The 19,676-nt window shown below is 72.9% G+C and carries 14 protein-coding genes, 1 pseudogene and 1 riboswitch; of the genes and pseudogenes, 7 read left to right on the forward strand and 8 right to left on the reverse strand.

All coding sequences use genetic code 11. The features are described from left to right. Positions 1 to 11: 11 nt before the first annotated feature. The 3 genes from N7925_RS12865 to N7925_RS12875 all read right to left on the reverse strand — a co-directional run bounded on the left by N7925_RS12865 (position 12) and on the right by N7925_RS12875 (position 4,347). Positions 12 to 2,522 carry a DUF5682 family protein gene (locus N7925_RS12865; RefSeq protein ID WP_274343931.1) on the reverse strand — a complete coding sequence of 837 codons (2,511 nt, stop codon included), beginning with the start codon at positions 2,520 to 2,522 and terminating at the stop codon, positions 12 to 14. Beyond that, positions 2,519 to 3,643: an ATP-binding protein gene (locus N7925_RS12870; RefSeq protein WP_274343932.1), complete on the reverse strand. Its 1,125-nt coding sequence runs from the start codon at positions 3,641 to 3,643 to the stop codon at positions 2,519 to 2,521. Before N7925_RS12870 ends, N7925_RS12865 begins: the two co-directional genes overlap by 4 nt. A 239-nt stretch (positions 3,644 to 3,882) precedes the next feature. Beyond that, positions 3,883 to 4,347 carry an MmpS family transport accessory protein gene (locus N7925_RS12875; protein WP_265599795.1) on the reverse strand — a complete coding sequence of 155 codons (465 nt, stop codon included), beginning with the start codon at positions 4,345 to 4,347 and terminating at the stop codon, positions 3,883 to 3,885. 154 nt (positions 4,348 to 4,501) lie between these two features. On the opposite strand from N7925_RS12875, the gene N7925_RS12880 reads away from it, so the two are divergent. Together N7925_RS12880 and N7925_RS12885 are read left to right on the forward strand one after the other, a co-directional pair. Further along, a complete protein-coding gene (locus tag N7925_RS12880; protein WP_274343933.1) occupies positions 4,502 to 5,914 on the forward strand; it encodes an SWIM zinc finger family protein in 1,413 nt (470 codons plus the stop codon). A 117-nt stretch (positions 5,915 to 6,031) separates the two neighbouring features. After that, positions 6,032 to 7,747, forward strand: a complete 1,716-nt coding sequence (locus N7925_RS12885) for a DUF5691 domain-containing protein (protein ID WP_274343934.1) — start codon at positions 6,032 to 6,034, stop codon at positions 7,745 to 7,747. Between the two features lie 298 nt (positions 7,748 to 8,045). Here N7925_RS12885 and N7925_RS12890 read toward each other — a convergent pair whose 3' ends face one another. Then, a complete protein-coding gene (locus tag N7925_RS12890) occupies positions 8,046 to 8,459 on the reverse strand; it encodes a cobalamin B12-binding domain-containing protein (RefSeq protein WP_265599798.1) in 414 nt (137 codons plus the stop codon). 331 nt (positions 8,460 to 8,790) lie between these two features. Between N7925_RS12890 and N7925_RS12895 the strand changes: the two genes are divergently transcribed. Both N7925_RS12895 and N7925_RS12900 read left to right on the forward strand, forming a co-directional pair. Beyond that, the gene (locus N7925_RS12895) at positions 8,791 to 9,843 is read left to right on the forward strand and encodes a lipase family alpha/beta hydrolase (protein ID WP_274343935.1); all 1,053 of its coding nucleotides are present in this window, start codon (positions 8,791 to 8,793) and stop codon (positions 9,841 to 9,843) included. 120 nt (positions 9,844 to 9,963) lie between these two features. After that, the gene (locus tag N7925_RS12900) at positions 9,964 to 11,802 is read left to right on the forward strand and encodes a M23 family metallopeptidase (protein WP_274343936.1); all 1,839 of its coding nucleotides are present in this window, start codon (positions 9,964 to 9,966) and stop codon (positions 11,800 to 11,802) included. Between the two features lie 91 nt (positions 11,803 to 11,893). Here the strand turns inward: N7925_RS12900 and pcrA are convergent, their stop codons facing one another. Continuing rightward, positions 11,894 to 14,335, reverse strand: a complete 2,442-nt coding sequence (pcrA, locus tag N7925_RS12905) for a DNA helicase PcrA (RefSeq protein WP_265599801.1) — start codon at positions 14,333 to 14,335, stop codon at positions 11,894 to 11,896. 269 nt (positions 14,336 to 14,604) lie between these two features. Then, positions 14,605 to 14,772: riboswitch (cyclic di-AMP (ydaO/yuaA leader) on the forward strand. On the opposite strand from pcrA, the gene N7925_RS12910 reads away from it, so the two are divergent. Next, a complete protein-coding gene (locus tag N7925_RS12910) occupies positions 14,771 to 15,973 on the forward strand; it encodes a C40 family peptidase (RefSeq protein WP_274343937.1) in 1,203 nt (400 codons plus the stop codon). Its footprint overlaps the riboswitch before it by 2 nt. A gap of 43 nt (positions 15,974 to 16,016) precedes the next feature. On the opposite strand, the gene N7925_RS12915 is transcribed toward N7925_RS12910, so the two are convergent. Continuing rightward, positions 16,017 to 16,370: a hypothetical protein gene (locus N7925_RS12915; protein WP_265599803.1), complete on the reverse strand. Its 354-nt coding sequence runs from the start codon at positions 16,368 to 16,370 to the stop codon at positions 16,017 to 16,019. Between the two features lie 152 nt (positions 16,371 to 16,522). Between N7925_RS12915 and N7925_RS12920 the strand changes: the two are divergent. Both N7925_RS12920 and N7925_RS12925 read left to right on the forward strand, forming a co-directional pair. After that, positions 16,523 to 16,744: pseudogene (locus N7925_RS12920) on the forward strand (C40 family peptidase); the annotation flags it as partial. Between the two features lie 42 nt (positions 16,745 to 16,786). Continuing rightward, positions 16,787 to 17,557, forward strand: coding sequence for a GNAT family N-acetyltransferase (locus N7925_RS12925; protein WP_274343938.1), 771 nt, complete (start codon positions 16,787 to 16,789; stop codon positions 17,555 to 17,557). 9 nt (positions 17,558 to 17,566) lie between these two features. Here the strand turns inward: N7925_RS12925 and N7925_RS12930 are convergent, their stop codons facing one another. Beyond that, entirely contained in the window at positions 17,567 to 18,262 is a 696-nt protein-coding gene (locus N7925_RS12930; protein WP_007450924.1) for a LuxR C-terminal-related transcriptional regulator, read from the reverse strand. After that, positions 18,259 to 19,545: a PspC domain-containing protein gene (locus N7925_RS12935; RefSeq protein ID WP_265599805.1), complete on the reverse strand. Its 1,287-nt coding sequence runs from the start codon at positions 19,543 to 19,545 to the stop codon at positions 18,259 to 18,261. The genes N7925_RS12930 and N7925_RS12935 overlap by 4 nt, the downstream gene beginning before the upstream one ends. Between the last annotated feature and the right edge of the window lie 131 nt (positions 19,546 to 19,676).

A 19,676-nucleotide genomic window follows, 5' to 3' on the forward strand; every position in this document is an offset into this window, starting at 1 on the left:
CGTGGTCCTCGTCATCCGGCTGCCTCACCGCCCTCCGATCGGCGGCCGATCAGCAGGTGCAGCACCGGCTCCACCGCTTCGGCCCGGACCCGGTCGAGACCGGGCCCGAAGCCCCCGGGCACCCGGCCGACTCCGTCCCGGCGGACGCCCTCGGGGACGGGCCCACGCCGGACCAGCTCGCCCAGAGTGCGTCGTACGCCCGGCTCGTACGCGGAGAACGTGCGGCGCATCAGCGGCAGCACATCGGTGAACATCTCGGCGGGAACACCGGTCAGCCAGGCGTCGACGAGGCCGAGCAGCCGCTCGTCGTGGACCAGCAGCATGCCGCCGCCCGACGCCCCGCCGACGAACCCCTCGATCCAGGCGGCGGCGTCGGCGGGCGGCGTTCCCGGCGAGAGCGCCAGGCCCATCAGCCGGGCCGCCTCGTCCTCGGCCAGCCGCCCCTCGTCCAGGAGCAGCCGGGCGGCCCGGCCCCGGATGATCCCGGCGACCGTGTCCCGGGCCGCCAGCTTGTGCAGAACGGCGTCCCAGCGCTCCCGCAGTCCTTCGGCGGGGGCCGCTCCGGAGAGCAGGAGCCCGATCGCACCGTGCACGGCCTCCACCTGACGGCGCAGCGCCTCGGCCCCGTCGGCGTCGAGGCCGGTGCAGGCGGGCGGCAGGCCGACGCAGATCCGCTCGGCGAGTCCGGCGGCGACCTCGGCGAGCGCCGCCGTGTCCGTGGAGCGCACGTCCCCGTACCGCAGGGAGCGGGCCAGGGCGGGCAGCGCGTCCGCGAGGTGGCCGACGTCGGCGTCGAGTGCGGCCCGGTCGGCGAGGGACCTCATCACGAGGGGAAGCGCGTCGGGCAGTCCGGCCAGGAGGCAGTGCTCGGCGAGTGCGGTGACGTCGGCCAGCGCGGTCGCCGCCACGGCCCCCGCCTCGGCCTTCGCGGTGGCCGCGGTGAGCACCGTGGTACCCCACACGCCCGCCTCCGCGACCCGGACGTGCAGTTCCGGTTCCCAGCTCAGCCGCCAGCTCTCGCGAAAGGTGCCGGTGCTGCCCCGGCCCTCGACCCGGTCGCCCCAGCCGACGTCGAGGAGGCGCAGCCGGTGCAGAAGCCGGCTGCGGGCGGCGTCGGTCTCCTTGCGCAGGTCGAGTTCCAGCTCGCGTTCCGACGCCTCCGGCTTGAGCCGGAGGGTGCGCTGGCTGCGGGTCAGGTCCCGTTGCAGCGGGACGGCGGGAGCGGCGTCCGGCACCTCACCGAGGGTCTCGCCGACGATCAGCCGGTCCCGGACGAGGGCCAGCGGGACGTCGGACCCCTCGCACATGACGGCCCGCACGGCGTCGGTCGTCTCGCCGAGACCGGCCAGGGGGCGGCCCCGGAGGGCGGCGAGGGTCTCGGCGAGCCGGACTGCCTCGATGACATGGGCGGTGGAGACGAACCGGTCCTCCGCGCGCAGCAGTCCGGCGACCTTGGTCATCCATCGCTCGATCGGCCGGTCGGCGACGTCGAAGAGGTGCCCGTACCAGCCCGGCGAGTCGATCCCCGCCCCGTATCCGCTCTGCCGGGCGAGCCGGCGGTGGGTCCAGGGCACCCACGTGAGGTCGGCCTTGACCTTCGGAAGGCCCTTGAGCAGGGCGCGGTCGGCGGCGAGGGTGGTTCGCGCGGCGAGGGCGGGTACGTGCCAGGCGCCGCAGACGACGGCGATACCGTCCCCGAACTCCTTGCGCGCGGTACGCAACTGGATCCGCATGTACGCCTCGCGCACCGCGTCCCGGGGCTGCCCGCCGTCGCCGTACGCCTCGCGGAGAGCGCTCATGGCCTCCGCCAGCGCGACGAACGGCGCGAGCGCGTCGCTCTCGTCGCTCTCGTCGCTCTCGTCCTTCGTGGCTCCGGGCGGGCCGCCGATGGGCGTCGCTCCGGTGGGTGAGCGATGCTCGACGACGTCCTCCCACCAGCGTTCGGGATCGTCGTATCCGGCGGTCTCGGCGAGGACCCGGATCGGGTCGACGACCGGCGTGGCCTCTTCCCCGGCCCGCTCCCCCGCAGTCGGCTCCTCGCTCCCGATGCCCGGCGCGGGTTCCTTGAGCGCGAGGGAGTGGGCGGCGGGGAGGTCGATGAAGCGGACCGGGACGTGGTGGTCGAGAGCCCAGCGGATGGCCACCCACTCGGGCGAGAACGCCGCCATCGGCCAGAAGGAGGCCCGCCCCGGGTCGTCCACGGCGTGCGCGAGCAGCGCGACGGGGGGACGCATCCGCGGGTCGGCGGCGAGGGGCAGCAGCGCGTCGCCCTCGGGCGGCCCCTCGATGAGGACGGCGGCCGGACGGGCCGCCGCGAGCGCGGCGAGGACCGCGCGGGCCGATCCGGGGCCGTGGTGCCGCACCCCCAGGAGCCAGGGCCCGGCGGCCGCGCGGGGCCCCGGCCCGTCCGTCCCGGTCGTGGTCGGCGTTTCGGTCGTCGTCGGGGTCCCGCTTACCGCTGCCGTCCCGGTCGTGGTCGGCGTTTCGGTCGTCGTCGCCGCCGTCCCGGCGGGGCTCGTCATGCGGATACCTCGCGGCAGGCGCGGTAGAAGTCCTTCCAGCCGTCCCGCTCGCGGACCACGGTCTCCAGATACTCCTGCCAGACCACCCGGTCGGCCGCCGGATCCCGGATGACCGCGCCGAGGATGCCGGCCGCGACGTCGCCGGGGCGCAGGACGCCGTCGCCGAAGTGGGCGGCGAGTGCGAGACCGTTGGTGACGACGGAGATCGCCTCCGCCGTGGAGAGTGTGCCGGAGGGGGACTTGAGCTTGGTGCGCCCGTCGGTTGTCACCCCGTCGCGCAGTTCGCGGAAGACCGTCACCACGCGCCGGATCTCGGTCAGACCCTCCGGCGCCGCGGGCAGGTCGAGCGAGCGGCCGATCTGGTCGACGCGTCGGGACACGATGTCGACCTCGGCGTCCGGGGTGGCGGGCAGGGGCAGCACGACGGTGTTGAACCGGCGGCGCAGGGCGCTGGACAGCTCGTTGACGCCGCGGTCCCGGTCGTTGGCCGTGGCGATGAGGTTGAAACCGCGGACGGCCTGCACCTCCTGCCCCAGCTCGGGGACGGGGAGCGTCTTCTCGGACAGGATCGTGATGAGCGAGTCCTGCACGTCGGCGGGGATGCGGGTCAGCTCCTCGACCCGGGCGGTCATGCCCTCGGACATCGCCCGCATCAGCGGACTGGGCACCAGGGCGTCGCGGCTGGGGCCGTGCGCGAGCAGCTGGGCGTAGTTCCACCCGTAGCGGACGGCTTCCTCGGGTGTCCCCGCCGTGCCCTGCACGAGCAGCGTCGAGTCACCGCTGACGGCGGCGGCGAGATGCTCGGACACCCAGGTCTTGGCCGTACCGGGGACGCCGAGCAGGAGCAGCGCCCGGTCGGTGGCGAGCGTGGTCACGGCCACCTCGACCAGGCGGCGCGGACCCACGTACTTCGGCGTGATCACCGTGCCGTCCGGCAGGGTCCCGCCCTGCAGGTAGGTGGCGACGGCCCAGGGCGACAGCCGCCAACGGGCGGGCCTCGGACGGTCGTCGGCGGCTTCGAGCGCCTTCAGCTCGTCGGCGAACGCGTCCTCGGCGTGCGGGCGGAGCGCCTCGGCGCCCGCCTCCGGCGCGACGGCAGCGATGGTTTCGGACACGGTCATGGGTCCCCCTCCAGATCGGTCGACCTGATGTGGTTCCCACCGTGCACCATGCCACTGACAACGGGCCCTGACCCCAGGTCAGGACCCGTCCGTCGGCACGCGGAACCCACTCCGGCGCCCCTGCCGGACCCTCGCTCGGCCGCTCGGCCGCTCGGCCGGTCAGCCGGTCAGCCGGTCAGCCGGTCAGCCGGTCAGCCGGTCAGCCGGTCAGCCGGTCAGCCGGTCAGCCGGTCAGCCGGTCAGCCCACGATCGGCGATACCGCGACGCAGCCGCCTGCCGTGAGCATGCCCTCCCCGTTCGCCTCCTTGATGACCTTGCCCTTGTACGTGATGGTGCACGTGACGTCGGCGCCCGCCGCGTCCACGGCCAACGGCATGACGGCGGGCGGCATGATGCCGCGCAGCTCGACGGTCTTCTTCCACGGCAGGGTCGGCGAGGTGACGGTCTCCAGCTTGGGCTCCATGGCCTCCCCGCCACCCCCGTGGTACGTGATCTCGTCGACGCTCTTGCCGGTGACCTCGTACGTGACCTCGTACTTCTCGTCCGCAGTCGTGTCCACCGCCTTGCCGACCGCCTCGTCGACCGACTCGGCCGAGCAGGCGCCGAGACCGAGCACGAGACCGGCGATGGCGAGGGCGTGGGCAGCAGCGCCCATGGGGCGGGTGGCTCTGGTGGTGCGTGCGGTGCGGATGGTGCGCTTCATTCCGGGATCCCCCCTGGATCGAACCGGGCACGGATCTGTTCCGTACGCGGAGATCGCACAGAAACGCAAGGGCATGGCAAAGTCAAATCCCGCCCCGAGCGGCTGCTTCGCAGGTCGGACGGGACTGTCAGTGGTGCCCCCTACCGTCGGGGACATGCTGCTATCTCACGGGGGAGAGCCCTCGCCCACCGGTGGACCGGTGGCGTGCTGGTCGGTAGAACAGGTGCTGGCGCTGGCTCCTGACGACGCTTCACGCAAAGCGGGCACGCGGCTCGGCGCGGCCGGCCTGTGGACGGGCACCGGCCGCGATGCCGCGGGCGCGCTGTGGGGCCTGTGCAAGGGGAGCGGGAACACGCCGTACCGGACGGTGGTCGACACCACCGGCCCGGCCTACTCCTGCACTTGCCCGAGCCGGAAGTTTCCGTGCAAGCACGCGCTGGGGCTGCTGCTGCTCCGGGCGTCCGACGACGACGTGTTCAGGCCTGGGGAGCCGGCCGACTGGGCCGCGGCATGGGTCGAGGCCCGGCGCGGACGCGCGGCGGAGAAGGGCGGGCCCGCCGCGGGCGGTGACACCACGCGGGGTCCCGCCGACCCCGCCGCCGCCAGGAAGCGGGCGGAGCGCCGTGCCGAGCGCGTCACGGGCGGGGCCCAGGAGCTGGAACAGCGCCTGGCCGACCTGCTGCGCGGCGGACTCGCCGCGACCGAACGCTCGGGGTACCGCCTGTGGGAGGAGACCGCCGCCCGCATGGTCGACGCCCAGGCCCCGGGGCTCGCGGCCCGGGTGAGGGAGCTGGGCGCGATCACCGGGTCCGGTCCGGGTTGGCCCGTCCGCCTGCTGGAGGAGTGCGGCCTGCTCCATCTGCTGGACACGGCGTGGCTCAGCCGCAAACGGCTGCCGGACCCGCTGGCCGCGACCGTGCGCACGAGAGTGGGACTGCCCATGGCCGCCGAGGGCGCCCCGGTCCGTGACCGCTGGCTGGTCCTCGCGCAGTACGACACCCCGGACGGCAAGATCGTCGCCCGGCGGATCTGGCTGTACGGGCGGGAGTCGGGCCGTACGGCTCTGCTGCTCTCGTTCGGCGCGGCGGGCCGGCCTCCGGCTCAGGCGCTGCCGGTCGGCGCGACGATCGACGCCGAGCTGACGCCGTATCCGGGCGGCGGGCAGCTCCGTGCGGAGCTGGGCGAGCAGTTCGGGGCCATGGCCCCGGCCGGCCCCCCGCCGGGGATCGCCGCGGCCGCCGCGCCGGCCGTCTACGGGGACGCCCTGCGGGCGGACCCCTGGCTGGACGCCTGGCCGGTCACCCTGCGCGACGTCATACCCGTGCCGGTCAAGGACGGCTGGCAGGTGGCGGACGCGCACGCCGACTCCGCGCTGCCGATCGCCCCGGCCGCGCTGTCCCGGCCTGGGCTGTGGAAGCTCGTCGCTCTGTCCGGCGGTGGCCCGGTCACCGTATTCGGCGAGATCGGCCACCGCGGCTTCGACCCGTTCGCGGCCTGGGACCCGGGCGAGACGGAGAAGAGCGGGCGCACCAGCACCACGGGCGGCTCGATCGTGCAACTGGTCTGACCCGCGCGACCGGCCGCCCCGGCCCGGCGTCCCGGCCCGGCGGCCGCCGCCCTTCTCCCGCCATCAGTCCGCCGACCCAGTCCGACATCCGCGCGTTCCTGCCGCTGGAGGGGAAAGATGCCTCGCACGACCAGCCCCACCGCCACCACCAACATCACTGACGCCACCGACACCACCGCTCCCACTCCTACCGCCGTGTCTGCCCCGGGTACCGCCGCTACCGCCGCCGCTCGCGTCTCCGTCGACTCCCTCCCCTGGGAGGAGCTCGTCACCTCGGCGCTCCTGGGCACCGACCGCCGCCCCCCGACGCCACGCGGCGGCCCCGTACCGGCCGACGCGGCCACGGTCCTGCTGGACGCCGCCGCGCTGCACACCGTGCGGCAACGGGCCGGGCTGCTGCCGGCCGTGCCGGCGGCCCGGCCCGAGCCCGCTGCACCGGATCCCCGCCCGGCGCTCCCCGAGGCCGCCCGGCGCCGGCTCGCCCACCTGCTGGCCGACCGTGCCGCGCCTTCGGGCAGCGGGCGGCGCGGGGCCGCCCCCGATCTCACCGAGCTGATTCCGCAGTGGCTGGCCACCGCCAACCGGAAGGGTTTCCGCGCCCCGGCGGCCCTGTTGCCGCCGCTGCTGGACGCCGCGCGCGCCCGTACGGACCTGCGCCCGCAGGCGCTCGCGTTCGCCGGGCCGCGCGGTCTGTGGCTGGCCGGGCTGAATCCCGACTGGAAGTTCGCCCTGCGGGGCACCGCGAGCGGCACGCTCCATCCCGACATCACGGACCCGGAAGCGGTGAGCCGGCTGTGGGAGGAAGGGCTGTTCGCGGAGCGGGTCGCGCTGCTCGACGCCGTACGGGCGCAGGATCCGCCCGCCGCACTCGCCCTGCTCGCCACCACCTGGCCGGCCGAACGGGCCGAGGACCGGCTGATGTTCCTGGATTCCCTGCGGTCCGGGCTCGGGGGCGACGACGAGCCGTTCCTGGAGCAGGCCCTCTCCGACCGCAGCCGCAATGTCCGCGCCACCGCCGCCGAACTGCTGTCCGCCCTGCCCGAGTCGGCGCTCGCCGGGCGGATGGCGGCCCGCGCGACGTCCTGCGTGAACCCGGACCGTACCGGGGCCACCGCCTCCATAGCCGTGGAGGCGCCGCACGAGTGCGACGCGGCGATGCAGCGCGACGGCGTCGCCGCGGCCCCGCCGACCGGCCGGGGCGAACGGTCCTGGTGGCTCGGCCAGTTGGTGGAGGCCGCCCCGCTCGGCATCTGGGAGGAGCGGTTCGGCGGACGTCCCGCCGAGGAGATCGTGGCCCTGCCCGTCGCCGACGGCTGGGCGGACGAGCTGCACGCCGCCTGGTGCCGGGCGGCCGTGCGGCAGCGGAATCCGCAGTGGGCCCGGGCCTTGCTCGGGCGCCCCTCAGCGCCCCCGGCGAGCGGCCCGGGGACGGCCTCGATCGCCGAGCGCTCGAAGCTTCTCGCGATCCTGGAGCAGGCCGAACGCGCTTCCTGGGTAGCTGAGTTCATCGCCGCGCACGGCCTCTCGGAGGCGTTCCAGCTGCTCGGGGTGTGCACGGTCCCCTGGGCCGGGCCGCTCGGGCGTGCGGTGGTCGACGCTCTCGACATCGCGCGGGACGGCGGGAGCTATCCCTGGAGCTTCAGCGGAGTGATGGGCCTCGCGGAACGCTGTCTGGATCCGGCCGAGGCCGACCGGCTGGAGGTCCTGACGGCCGCGCAGGACGAACAGGAGGGGGCCTCGCCGGGGGCGGGCGGCTACTGGTCGGAAGCCTTCCAGCGCCTGGTCTCCACCCTGCGGCTGCGCGCCGCGATGGAGGCGGAACTGATGTCCTGATGCCGCGAGGAAGCGGACCGGGTCTGCCCGCCGCCGCAAGGAAGACGGAGCTGACCCGCCCACCGCCATGACAAACGACGGCGAGAAAGCGGGCACGCGGGCGACGTCGACGGCGAGAACGCGGGCATGTACGCGCACGCGGGCGACGGCGACGGCGATAAAGCGGGACACGCGGGCGACCGCGAGCCCGTACGTCGGCGAGGGCGGCGGCGACGGGGCAGCGACGGCCCGGGACGGCGACGGAACCGCCGTCGCCCGCGCGGGCCCCGTAGGCAGCGGGCCCGCTCCGGGTCGGTGTTCAGGCCTGCGCGGCCTGGCGGACGTTGGCGTTGACCCACGCGACGATCTCGGTCGTCGTCGCCCCCGGGGTGAACAGCTCCGCGACGCCCAGCTCCTTCAGCGGTGCGATGTCGTCCTCCGGGATGATCCCGCCGCCGAACACCTTGATGTCCTCCGCCTCCCGGACTTTCAGCAACTCGATCACCTTGGCGAACAGCGTGTTGTGCGCCCCGGAGAGGATCGAGAGGCCGATGGCGTCGGCGTCCTCCTGGATCGCCGTGTCGACGATCTGCTCGGGCGTCTGGTGGAGCCCTGTGTAGATCACCTCCATACCGGCGTCCCGCAACGCCCGCGCGATGACTTTGGCCCCGCGGTCGTGGCCGTCGAGTCCCGGCTTGGCCACCACCACACGGATCGGACCGGTCACACCCATCACTGCCTCCACCTGGTCTCCCGCGCCTGAAGGGCCGGGGATGTGAACGAACGTTATCCACAGCATCCCGCAAGGCGCTGTTTCGCGGCAGGCGGGGAGGGGGAAATCACATGGGGGACGTGTTCGCCGGGCGCCATTGAGCCGTAGGTGACCGATCGGACACCCCGGGCGCCGCCATGAGGTTGTCGTACCACCGCGCCGCCAGCCGCACGGCACGGTGGTGCGGCCGGCCCCGTGGCCCGCGGGCCCATGGCGCCCTCGCGGAGACACCCCATGAGGGCATACGGGGACGGGAGCCATCGCCCCCGTACGCCAGTGCAGGAGGCCGGCCGTGAAGCTCCTCCCTCTCCTCTCCCTGCTGCCCCGCCTGCCGGGCCCCCGGCTGTCGTCCGCGCTGCTCGGCGCCACCGCGCTGGAGCTGGCCGTCCTCGCCGGGCACCTGATCGCCTACCCCTTCGGCCTCACCCCGGAGCGCCGGCAGTCCCCCCGGCGGCCGGCCCGGCCGACGAGCACCGGCGTCGACGGCCCGGATCACGGCGGGACCACACCGTCCGAGACCGAGACCACTACCCCGCCCAAGGCCACCACCCCGTACAAGGCCACCACCCCGCCCAAGGCCACCGCCCTGCCGGTCGCGGCCACCGCCGCGCCGCCCGTCGTCCTGCTGCACGGCTTCATCGACAACCGTTCCGTGTTCGTCGTCCTGCGGCGCGCACTCACCCGGCACGGCCACCGTCACCTGGAAGCCCTCAACTACTCGCCGCTGACACGCGACATCCGCACCGCCGCCGAACTGCTCGGGCGGCATGTGGAGGAAATCTGCGAGCGCACCGGGCACAGCCGGGTCGACGTCGTCGGGCACAGCCTCGGCGGCCTGATCGCGCGGTATTACGTGCAGCGACTCGGCGGTGACCGACGCGTGCGCACTTTGGTGACGCTCGGAACCCCGCACGGGGGCACCGCCGTCGCCCCAGGGGCGGGCGTTCACCCCATCGTGCGTCAGATGCGCGGCGGTTCCTCCTTGATCGAGGAGCTGCGCGCCCCCGCTCCCGGCTGCCGGACCCGGTTCGTCAGCTTCTGGAGCGAGTTGGACCAGGTGATGGTTCCGGTCAGAACCGCGTGCGTCGACCATCCCGATCTCGACGCGGTGAACGTGCGCGTCACCGGCATCGGCCACCTCGCGCTGCCCGTGCACCCGACGGTGGCCGCCGCGATCCGCGAGGCTCTTGAGGCGCCGGAGGCCGGAGAGGACACCGCCACCGCCGCCGGATCCTCCACCGGGGCGACTTCGCGGCCTGAAATAGAACACCAGTCGAACGTAGGGCCAAGGCTGCGCCTGCCGTCCACCGAAAGACGGCCGATTGCCCGTTTCCTACGGACGTAAAACCTGGCGAAGATTGTCGTCCTCACATACCGCCGGGTACAGTCGCGGCCACTGCTTCCCCCTGGGACTCCCCTGACCGGGACCCAGAACAGTCCTGCTGCCGAGGCGAGAGAGAAGTTGGTGAACGACCAGCACCCCCACGCCGGACAGGTCGGGTACGACGACCGATCGACCGGCAGCTTCGCCACCGACCCGCTCTTCGGCTCCCTTTCGGGCGGCCACGACACCGGCTACGACGCGGGTCACCCCGCCGCCGGACACGGCGACACCACCTACGGCGCCGGCTACGACACGCCGTACGCGACCGGGCAGCCGGACCACAGCGGCCCGTACGACTCCTCCGCGTGGAACACCGACACCGGCGCACAGCAGGCGCCCGCCTACGACGGCTACGCCGCCCAGGAGCAGGCCCCGCAGCAGTGGGACACCTCCGGGGCCTGGCAACAGGTTGCCGACCAGAACCTGACCGGGCAGTGGGCGACCGCCGACACCGGCGCGTTCCCCACCACCGGCTTCCCCGGCGCCCCGTACGACACGGACACCGCGTACGCCACGGAGGCGTACGGCGCCGGGGCCTACGGGACGGACGCCTACGACACCGGTACGTACCCGACCGGTACCGCGTACGGAGCCGACGGCGTCCACGGAGTCCACGGCGCTGACGCCTACGAGACCGGGTCGTACCCGACCGGCGCGTACGGGACGACGGCCGTCGCCGCCGACACCGGGACGTACGCCACCACCGCCTTCACCACCGGCACGTTCGACGCGGGCCCCTATGACACCGGTGCGCAGGGCACGGGTACGCACGACACGGGTGCGCATGACACCGGTTCGTACGACATCGGCGCCTACGAAACCGGCGCTTACGGCAGTGTGTCCTACGGCACGGGTACGTACGACACGGGCGCCTACGACGCGACCGCGTGGAACTCCGGCGCCACGCCCGGGGACACCGCGTACGAACCCGAACAGACGTCGCACCCGCTGTACGAACAGCAGTCGGCCGACGCGACGGCGCCCGGGGCGGCGGCCGAACGGGACGGTACGGCCGAGGAGCCGGAGACCGGCCACCACTCCACCGCCGAATTCGCCGCCCTCGCACCGGACGCCGCGCCGGAGCCGGGAGCCGGGGACCCGGGAGCCGGGGACTACTCCCCCGCCCCGCACTCCGTGAACCGCACCGCCGTCCGTCCCCCCGCCCCCCGCAACCGGGCCCGTCGGCGCACCCCTGCCAAGCGTTCCGCACTGCTGACCGTCGCGGTGCCCTCCGCCTGCGTGATGAGCGTCGCGGGCATCGCCGCCGCCTCGGTCGGCGGGATGCCCGGCGGCGAGGAGAAGCCGGAGGAGACGACCACCTCGCTGGCGGTGGCCGACCCCAGCACCGTCAAGCCGGTCGCCGCGAACAACCGGCTGGACAGCCAGCTGGAGCAGCTCTCCGAGGGCAGCGACGACTTCCGTGAGCGCGCGAGCCGCACCCAGGAACGCATCGACCTGCGGGAGCGGCAGGCGGCGGAGAAGAAGAAGCGCGCGGACGAGGCCGCACGCCGCGAGGCGCTGCGACCCAAGTTCGTCCTGCCGGTCAAGCAGCACGGGCTCAGCGCCTACTACGGCCAGGCGGGCGTCAACTGGATGTCCGTGCACACGGGCATCGACTTCCCCGTCTCGTACGGCACTCCGGTGATGGCCGCGACCGACGGCACCGTGCGCACCCAGCTGAACAGCGCCTACGGGGTCATGGCGATCGTGACCGCCGCCGACGGCACCGAGACCTGGTACTGCCACCTCAGCAGCACCAAGATCCGCTCCGGCCCGGTGAAGGCCGGCGACGTCATCGCGTACTCGGGGAACTCGGGCAACTCCACCGGGCCGCACCTGCACTTCGAGGTCCGGCCCGGCGGCGGCTCGGCGATCGACCCGCTGGCGTGGCTGCGCAGCAAGGGCGTCGACCCGAGCTGAGACGGCATCACGAGAACGGACATGCGGAAGCGGGAGCGAGGGCCAAGGCCCCTCGCTCCCGCTTCCGTATGTCCGGCCCTGGCCCGCCCCTCTACAGCTTCTCGACCGGCGCGTACCGCAGCAGCAGCTTCTTCGGGCGTTCGTCGCCGAAGTCGACCGTCGCCTTGGCCTGGTCGCCGAAACCCTCGACGGCCGTCACCGTGCCGAGCCCGAACTGGTCGTGCGTGACCCGGTCCCCGGCCACCAGGGTGACCGTCGGCTTCTCCGCGCCGCCACGCCGGGTCGCGAAACCCGAAGGGCCCGAGCGGGAACGGGAGGAGGACAGCGAGGACGTGATGCCGGAGGTGGGCCCGGCGGGGGCGGCCATCGGGCCCTTGCGCCGCCAGTCCAGGTGCGCTTCCGGGATCTCCTCCAGGAACCGCGAGGGCGGGTTGTACGAGGGCTGGCCCCAGGCGCTGCGCATCGCGGCCCGGGTCAGGTAGAGCCGTTCGCGGGCGCGGGTGATGCCGACATACGCGAGACGGCGCTCCTCCTCCAGCTCCTTGGTCTGGCCGAGGGCCCGCATGTGCGGGAAGACGCCGTCCTCCATGCCGGTGAGGAAGACGACCGGGAACTCCAGGCCCTTCGCCGTGTGCAGGGTCATCAGCGTGATGACGCCGGAGCCGTCCTCGTCCTCGTCGGGGATCTGGTCGGAGTCGGCGACGAGCGCGACCTTCTCCAGGAACTCCGCGAGCGTGCCCGCGCCTTCCTCGTCGCCGCGCTCCTGCTCGAATTCGAGGGCGACGGCGGCGAGTTCCTGGAGGTTCTCGACGCGGGTCTCGTCCTGCGGGTCGGTGGAGGCCTGGAGCTCGGCGAGATAGCCCGTACGCTCCAGGACCGCTTCCAGCACGACTGCGGGCCCCGCGCCGGACTCGACGATCGTGCGCAGCTCCTCCATCAGCGTGTTGAAGCGCTTGACGGCGTTGGACGAGCGGGCGGCCATGCCGTACGCCTCGTCGACGCGGCGCAGTGCCTGCGGGAAGGAGATCTTCTCGCGCATCGACAGGGCGTCGATCATGGCTTCGGCGCGGTCGCCGATGCCGCGCTTGGGGACGTTGAGGATGCGGCGCAGCGGGACGGTGTCCTCGGGGTTGGCCAGGACCCGGAGGTAGGCCAGGACGTCCCGGACCTCCTTGCGCTCGTAGAAGCGCACACCGCCGACGACCTTGTAGGGCAGGCCGACGCGGATGAAGATCTCTTCGAAGACACGGGACTGGGCGTTGGTCCGGTAGAAGACGGCGACGTCGCCCGCCTTGGCGTCGCCCGCGTCGGTGAGCCGGTCGATCTCGTCGGCGACGAACTGCGCCTCGTCGTGCTCGGTGTCGGCGACGTAGCCGGTGATGCGGGCGCCGCTGCCGGCGTTGGTCCAGAGGTTCTTGGGGCGGCGGCTCTCGTTGCGCTCGATGACGGCGTTGGCGGCGGAGAGGATCGTCTGCGTGGAGCGGTAGTTCTGCTCCAGCAGGATCGTCGTCGCGCTCGGGTAGTCCTCCTCGAACTGGAGGATGTTGCGGATGGTCGCGCCCCGGAAGGCGTAGATCGACTGGTCCGCGTCGCCCACCACGCACAGCTCGGCGGGTGCGTCGGCCTCCCCGGCCGGGCCGACCAGCTCCCTTACCAGCGTGTACTGGGCGTGGTTGGTGTCCTGGTACTCGTCGACGAGGACGTGGCGGAAGCGGCGGCGGTAGTGCTCGGCGACGTCCGGGAAGGCCTGGAGCAGGTGGACCGTCGTCATGATGATGTCGTCGAAGTCCAGGGCGTTGGCCTCGCGCAGGCGGGCCTGGTAGAGCGCGTACGCCTGGGCCAGGGTCTTCTCGAAACCGTCCGCCGCCTGTCCGGCGAAGGTCTCCTCGTCGATGAGCTCGTTCTTGAGGTTGGAGACCTTGGCGGTGAAGGACTTCGGCGGAAACTGCTTCGGGTCCAGGTCGAGGTCGCGGCAGACCAGGGCCATCAGCCGCTTGGAGTCGGCGGCGTCGTAGATCGAGAACGACGAGGTGAAGCCGAGCTTCTTCGACTCGCGGCGCAGGATGCGGACGCACGCGCTGTGGAAGGTCATGACCCACATGGCGTTGGCGCGGGGGCCGACGAGCTGCTCGACGCGCTCCTTCATCTCGCCCGCGGCCTTGTTGGTGAAGGTGATCGCGAGGATCTGCCCGGGGTGCGTCCCGCGCTCGGCCAGCAGGTGGGCGATGCGGTGGGTGAGAACCCGGGTCTTGCCGGAGCCGGCCCCGGCGACGATGAGCAGCGGGGACCCGGCGTGCACGACGGCGGCGCGCTGCTCGGTGTTCAGCCCGTCGAGCAGCGCGGCGGAGTCGATCACCGGGCGCGCGTGACCGTCCCGGTAATACCCGTCCCGGGGCGGCGGGGGCGCGTCGTAGACGCCTCCGAAGAGTCCCTCCGGCACCGCTTCGGGCGCGTGGTCCTCGGGAGGCGGCGGGGGGCCGTCCTCCGCGGACTGGAGGCCGGTCAGGAAACTGTCGTCAAAGAGGCTGCTCATCGCCTCCCGAGTCTAGGCGGCCGGACTGACAACGTTCCGCCGAAGCCGGAAAGCAGCCGCTCGCACCACGCCGTCCCCCGTACGCACGGAGACCGGACGTCGACGTTCCGTGAAGGAGTGCCCGGTCGGAGGGGGTGCCCGGCCCCTGATCGGGAAAGGTCACGAAAATGTATCGGGCATATCGCTCATCGTCCTTCCCAGCGGCGGGGCCGGTTGGCTAGCGTGCTCGGTCAGGTGGCCCGTACCTCCCTGAGGCGAACCACGCCCAACGGGCGCCTCTGCCGAATCCGTCCTGCCGCCCTGGCGGTTCGGAACCGGGGACCCACACGCGACACCGGGGTGAATCGGTCCGTGCCCTCGCATCCGGGACCGTAGGACAGCCTTCCGTTCCGTCCGAACCCGACAGCTAACCCGGTAGGCGGTCCACGGAAGGAGATGCCGGTCTTGGCATCGCATCGCAAGCCGCGCACGAAGGTGCGCACCACCACCCCCGCCGTCGGGCTGACGACGGCCGCGCTGGCCTCCGTGACGCTGCTCTCCACGCAGAGCGCCACGGCCGCGCCCACCGAGCCGAAGCCCGCCGTCGAGGAAGTACAGAAGAAGGTCGACGCCCTGTACCGGCAGGCGGGCACCGCGACCCAGGAGTACAACCGGGCCAAGGCCGCCTCCGCGTCCCAGCAGACGAAGGTCGACACGCTGCTCTCCGACGTGGCGAAGCGGGCCGAGAAGATCAACGAGGCGCGCCGGGCGCTGGGCTCCTACGCGGCGGCCCAGTACCGCAACGGGGGCATCGCGCCCGCGGCGACGTTCTTCCTGGCGGAGAACCCGCAGGGGTACTTCGACCAGAGCCGGCTGATGGACCGGGCGACGGAGCGGCAGCAGAAGGCCGTCACCGAGGTCCGTACGCAGCAGGCCTCGGCGGCGAAGAAGCGCGCGGAGGCGGTGAAGAGCCTGGAGACCCTCACCGAGACGCAGGCCACGCTCGCCTCCAGCAAGAAGGACGTGCAGACCAAGCTCACCGAGGCCCGGAACCTGCTGTCGAGGCTGACCGCCGAGGAGAAGGCGCGGCTGGCGGAGCTGGAGCGCAGACAGGAGGCCGAGGCGAAGGAGAAGGCGGCGAAGCTGGCCGCCCGGCAGGCCGCCGAGGCGAAGGAGAAGGCCCGCGAGGAGGCGGCGAAGGAGTCCGGCGGCGGTTCGGGCACGGGCTCCGGTTCCGGTTCCGGTTCCGGTTCCGGTACGGGAACGGATCCGGGCTCCGGCACCGGCACCGGTACGGACAGCGGTTACGCCGCCAAGGCGGAGAAGGTCCTGGCCTTCGCCCGCGCCCAGATCGGCAAGCCGTACGTGTGGGGCGCGTCGGGCCCCTCCAGTTACGACTGCTCGGGGCTGACGCAGGCGGCGTGGCGGGAGGCGGGCGTGACCCTGCCCCGGACGACCTGGGACCAGGTGGAGGTCGGGACGCGGGTCGCCACCTCCGATCTGATCCCCGGAGACCTGGTCTTCTTCTACGACGACATCAGCCACGTCGGCATCTACAAGGGCGACGGGATGATGATCCACGCCCCGAAGCCGGGTGCGAACGTGCGCGAGGAGTCGATCTACTCCATGCCGATCTACGGAAGCGTGCGGCCGGCGTGACGCGCGCCGGGGGCGGCCCTCCGGCGGCCGCCCCCGGGGAGGCTCAGGTCCAGACCGTGGCGATGAAGATGTTGGCGGCCGTCAGTCCGCCGACCGCGGCGAACGCGCCCTTGTCCACCGTCTCGTCGTCCCGCTTGACGTAGACGAGGGCGAGGATCACGACCAGCAGGGCGAGCTTGATGCCGATCTTGACGTTGTTCACGGTCTGGTCGTCGGCCTGAGCGAGCCCGACCAGGGCGATGCCGGTGACGAGCATGGTCAGCGCGCCGTGCAGCATGGCGGGGATGAAGCGGGCGGTGCCCGCTCCCATGGCCTTCATCTGCGTCAGGAAGCCGCCCAGCAGGGAGGCGATGCCGATGATGTGCAGGGCGACGAAGACATTGATGAGTACGTCCATGTCTCCGGAGCCTAGCCAGGGCCAAGGATTTACCTTTCAGTGAGGCCAACCTTTCTTGTGCGCTTCCCGACTCGCCACTCGCCGCGCCGAGCTGCGCGAACACCGCACCGCGATCCGCACCGCGATCCGCACCGAACCGGCCGACGCCCGCCGTGAGCCTGCCGCGCACCACCTACATCCAGATCAACGCCGGAGCCCGGGTCCCCCGCTCCGAACCGGCCCCCGGTGAACTGGTGTTCTTCTCCTCCGGGATCCGCCATGTCGGCCTCTGCACCGGCGGCGGCCAGATGATCCACGCCCCGCGCCCCGGAGCGCCGGTCCGCATCGCGCTCGTCGATCAGATGCCTTTCGCCGGAGCGGCCCGGGTGGCATAGTCCGCCGCGCAGGTCCCGATCCCCGGCCGAAGGAACTCCCGTATGACGTCGATGGCAAACGCCGTCCAGGACTACGCCCGGGCGCTCGCGCTGCGCTCCCCGGACCACTACCGGGTGGGCCCGTTCACCGTCCGGCACAACCCGGGCTGGGAACTGAAGTACGCCAACTACGCCATTCCCGACCGGGACGCGGAACCCACGGCGGACGAGGTGGCGGCCCTGGTCGACGCGTTCGGGAAGCACGAACGGCTTCCGCGCCTGGAGTTCCTGCCCGCCTGGGCCCCGGCCGTCGAACCCGCCCTGCTGGCCGCCGGTTTCACCGTGGAGAACCGCGCCCCGGTGCTCGCCTGCGGCCGCGAGGAGCTCCGGCCGACGAAGCCGGTCGACGGTCTCCGCATCGGCACACCGGTCACCGAGGCGGAGTTCACCGAGGCCGCCCGCGTCCAGCACCACGGCTTCGGCGGAGAGGGCGAGCCCGAGCCGGGAATGACCGACTGGCTGCGCGCGGCGGCCGCCGGCGACGGGGTCGCCGCACTGGCCGTCCTCGACGGAGCGCCGGCCGGGGCCGGCGGCTGCTCGGCCGCGATCGACGGCCTGAGCGAACTGGCCGGGCTCGCCGTCGCCGCCCGCCACCGCCGCCGGGGCGTGGGCGCCGCGCTCTCCGCGTGGCTGACAGCACGGGCCTTCGACCAGGGCTGCCGGGCGGTCTGGCTGGAGCCGGGCGACCCCGACGTCGAGCGGGTCTACGCGGGCGTCGGCTACCGACGGGTCGGCGAGAAGGTCAACATCTCGCTGGAGCCGGCCGACAGGTGAGCGACGGTCTCAGACCAGCCGTCGAGCCGTCGCCCACCGGGTCAGCTCGTGCCGGTTGGAGAGCTGGAGCTTCCTGAGGACCGCCGAGACGTGCGACTCGACCGTCTTCACCGAGATGAACAGCTGCTTGGCGATCTCCTTGTAGGCGTAGCCGCGGGCGATCAGCCGCAGCACCTCGCGCTCGCGCTGGGTGAGGCGGTCCAGGTCCTCGTCGACCGGCGGGGCGTCCGTGGAGGCGAAGGCATCCAGGACGAAGCCGGCCAGACGCGGCGAGAAGACCGCGTCCCCCTCCTGGACCCGGAAGACCGAGTTCACCAGGTCGGTGCCGGTGATCGTCTTGGTGACGTAGCCGCGCGCACCACCCCGGATGACGCCGATGACGTCCTCCGCCGCGTCCGAGACGGAGAGCGCGAGGAAACGGACCGGGTTCTCGGCCGTGCCCATCATGGGGGCGCAGCGGCGGAGCACCTCGACGCCGCCGCCGCCCGGGAGATGGACGTCGAGGAGAACGACCTCGGGGCGGGTCGCCGTGATGACGGTGACCGCCTGGTCGACGTCGGCGGCCTCGCCGACCACCTCGACGCCGGTCTCCTCGGTGCGGCCGATCTCGGCCTGCACCCCGGTGCGGAACATCCGGTGGTCGTCGACGAGCACGACCCGTACCCGTCGCTCCGGGCCCCCGGTGGCTTCGGTGTTCTCGGTCATTCGCTCGCCCTCTCCATCTCCAGCTCGACCTCGGTGCCCCCGCCGGGCACCGAACGCAGCCGGGCGCTGCCGCCGTTGCGCTGCATCCGGCCGATGATTGATTCTCGTACGCCCATCCTGTCCCCGGGAACCTCGTCGAGGTCGAATCCCGGACCCCGGTCCCGTACGGAGACGAAGACCGTGCGGCCCTCGACCTCCGCGAAGACCTGGACGGCGCCGCCCTCGCCACCGTACTTGGCGGCGTTGACCATCGCCTCGCGCGCGGCCTGCATCTGCGCGGTCAGCTTGTCGTCGAGGGGGCAGTCGCCGACCACGACGACCTCCAGCGGGACGCCGTGCTTGTCCTCGACCTCGGCGGCGGCCCGTTTGACCGCCTCCGCCAGGGTCTCCGGCTCGTCGTCCTCGTCCTTGCCGGTGCCCTCGGGGTTGTAGAGCCAGTTGCGCAGCTCGCGCTCCTGAGCGCGGGCGAGGCGTCTGACCTCGCCACCGTCGTCGGCGTTGCGCTGGATCAGGGTGAGGGTGTGCAGCACGGAGTCGTGGACGTGGGCGGCGACCTCGGCCCGTTCCTGGGCGCGGATGCGCATCAGGCGCTCCTCGGAGAGGTCCTGTGTCATGCGCACCAGGTAGGGGCCGGCGAGCAGGGCGATGCCGGTGAGCACGGCGATGGCCGCGGTGAGCACGTTGCCGAGCTGGGCGGCCGAGCCGCGCACCACTATGAACACGGCGAGGCCGAGGCCGACGAGGGCCACTCCGGCGAGGCCGCGGGCCAGGTGCAGCAGCTTGCGGTTGCGGCCGGTCTCCATCCAGCGGGCGCGGCGGGCGTTGTCCGCCTGCCGCCAGACCAGGACGGAGCCCGCGCCGATCAGGAGGGTGGGCCAGATGTAGCGGTCTGCCTCGCTGCCCATGTCGACGTTGACGATGAACGCGACGGCCCCGACGGTCAGGGCGACCAGCGCGAAGACCTGGCCCCTGTCCGGTTTACGGAGCTTGCGGCGGCCGTCCGCCGACGTCTCGAACACGGAGCGCGGGGCGTCGACGCCGCCGACGCCGAGCGGCACGACGATCCAGAACACCGCGTAGAGCACCGCGCCGAGGCCGTCGGTGAAGAACAGCCCGAGGAAGAGGAACCGCACCCAGGCGACGGGCAGCCCGAGGTGTCCGGCGAGCCCGCGCGCGACGCCGCCGAGCAGCCGGCCGTCGGCGCTGCGGTAGAGCTTGCGCGGTGCGGGCTCCTCCGGGTCGGCGGCGACGGAGCTGGCGGCTCGGGCGGTGGCGGCTGGCATACCCCGATCGTCACACGTGCGGACGCGGGGCGGCATCAGGGTCGGCCCCCGAAGTGACCCTGATGCTGTCCCCAGCGCACGCCTGATGACAGCTCCCCTCCCCCGCTAGAAGTGTCATGAAGATCTTGGGT

It is taken from the genome of Streptomyces sp. CA-278952, from assembly GCF_028747205.1.
Taxonomy (GTDB): Bacteria; Actinomycetota; Actinomycetes; order Streptomycetales; family Streptomycetaceae; genus Streptomyces.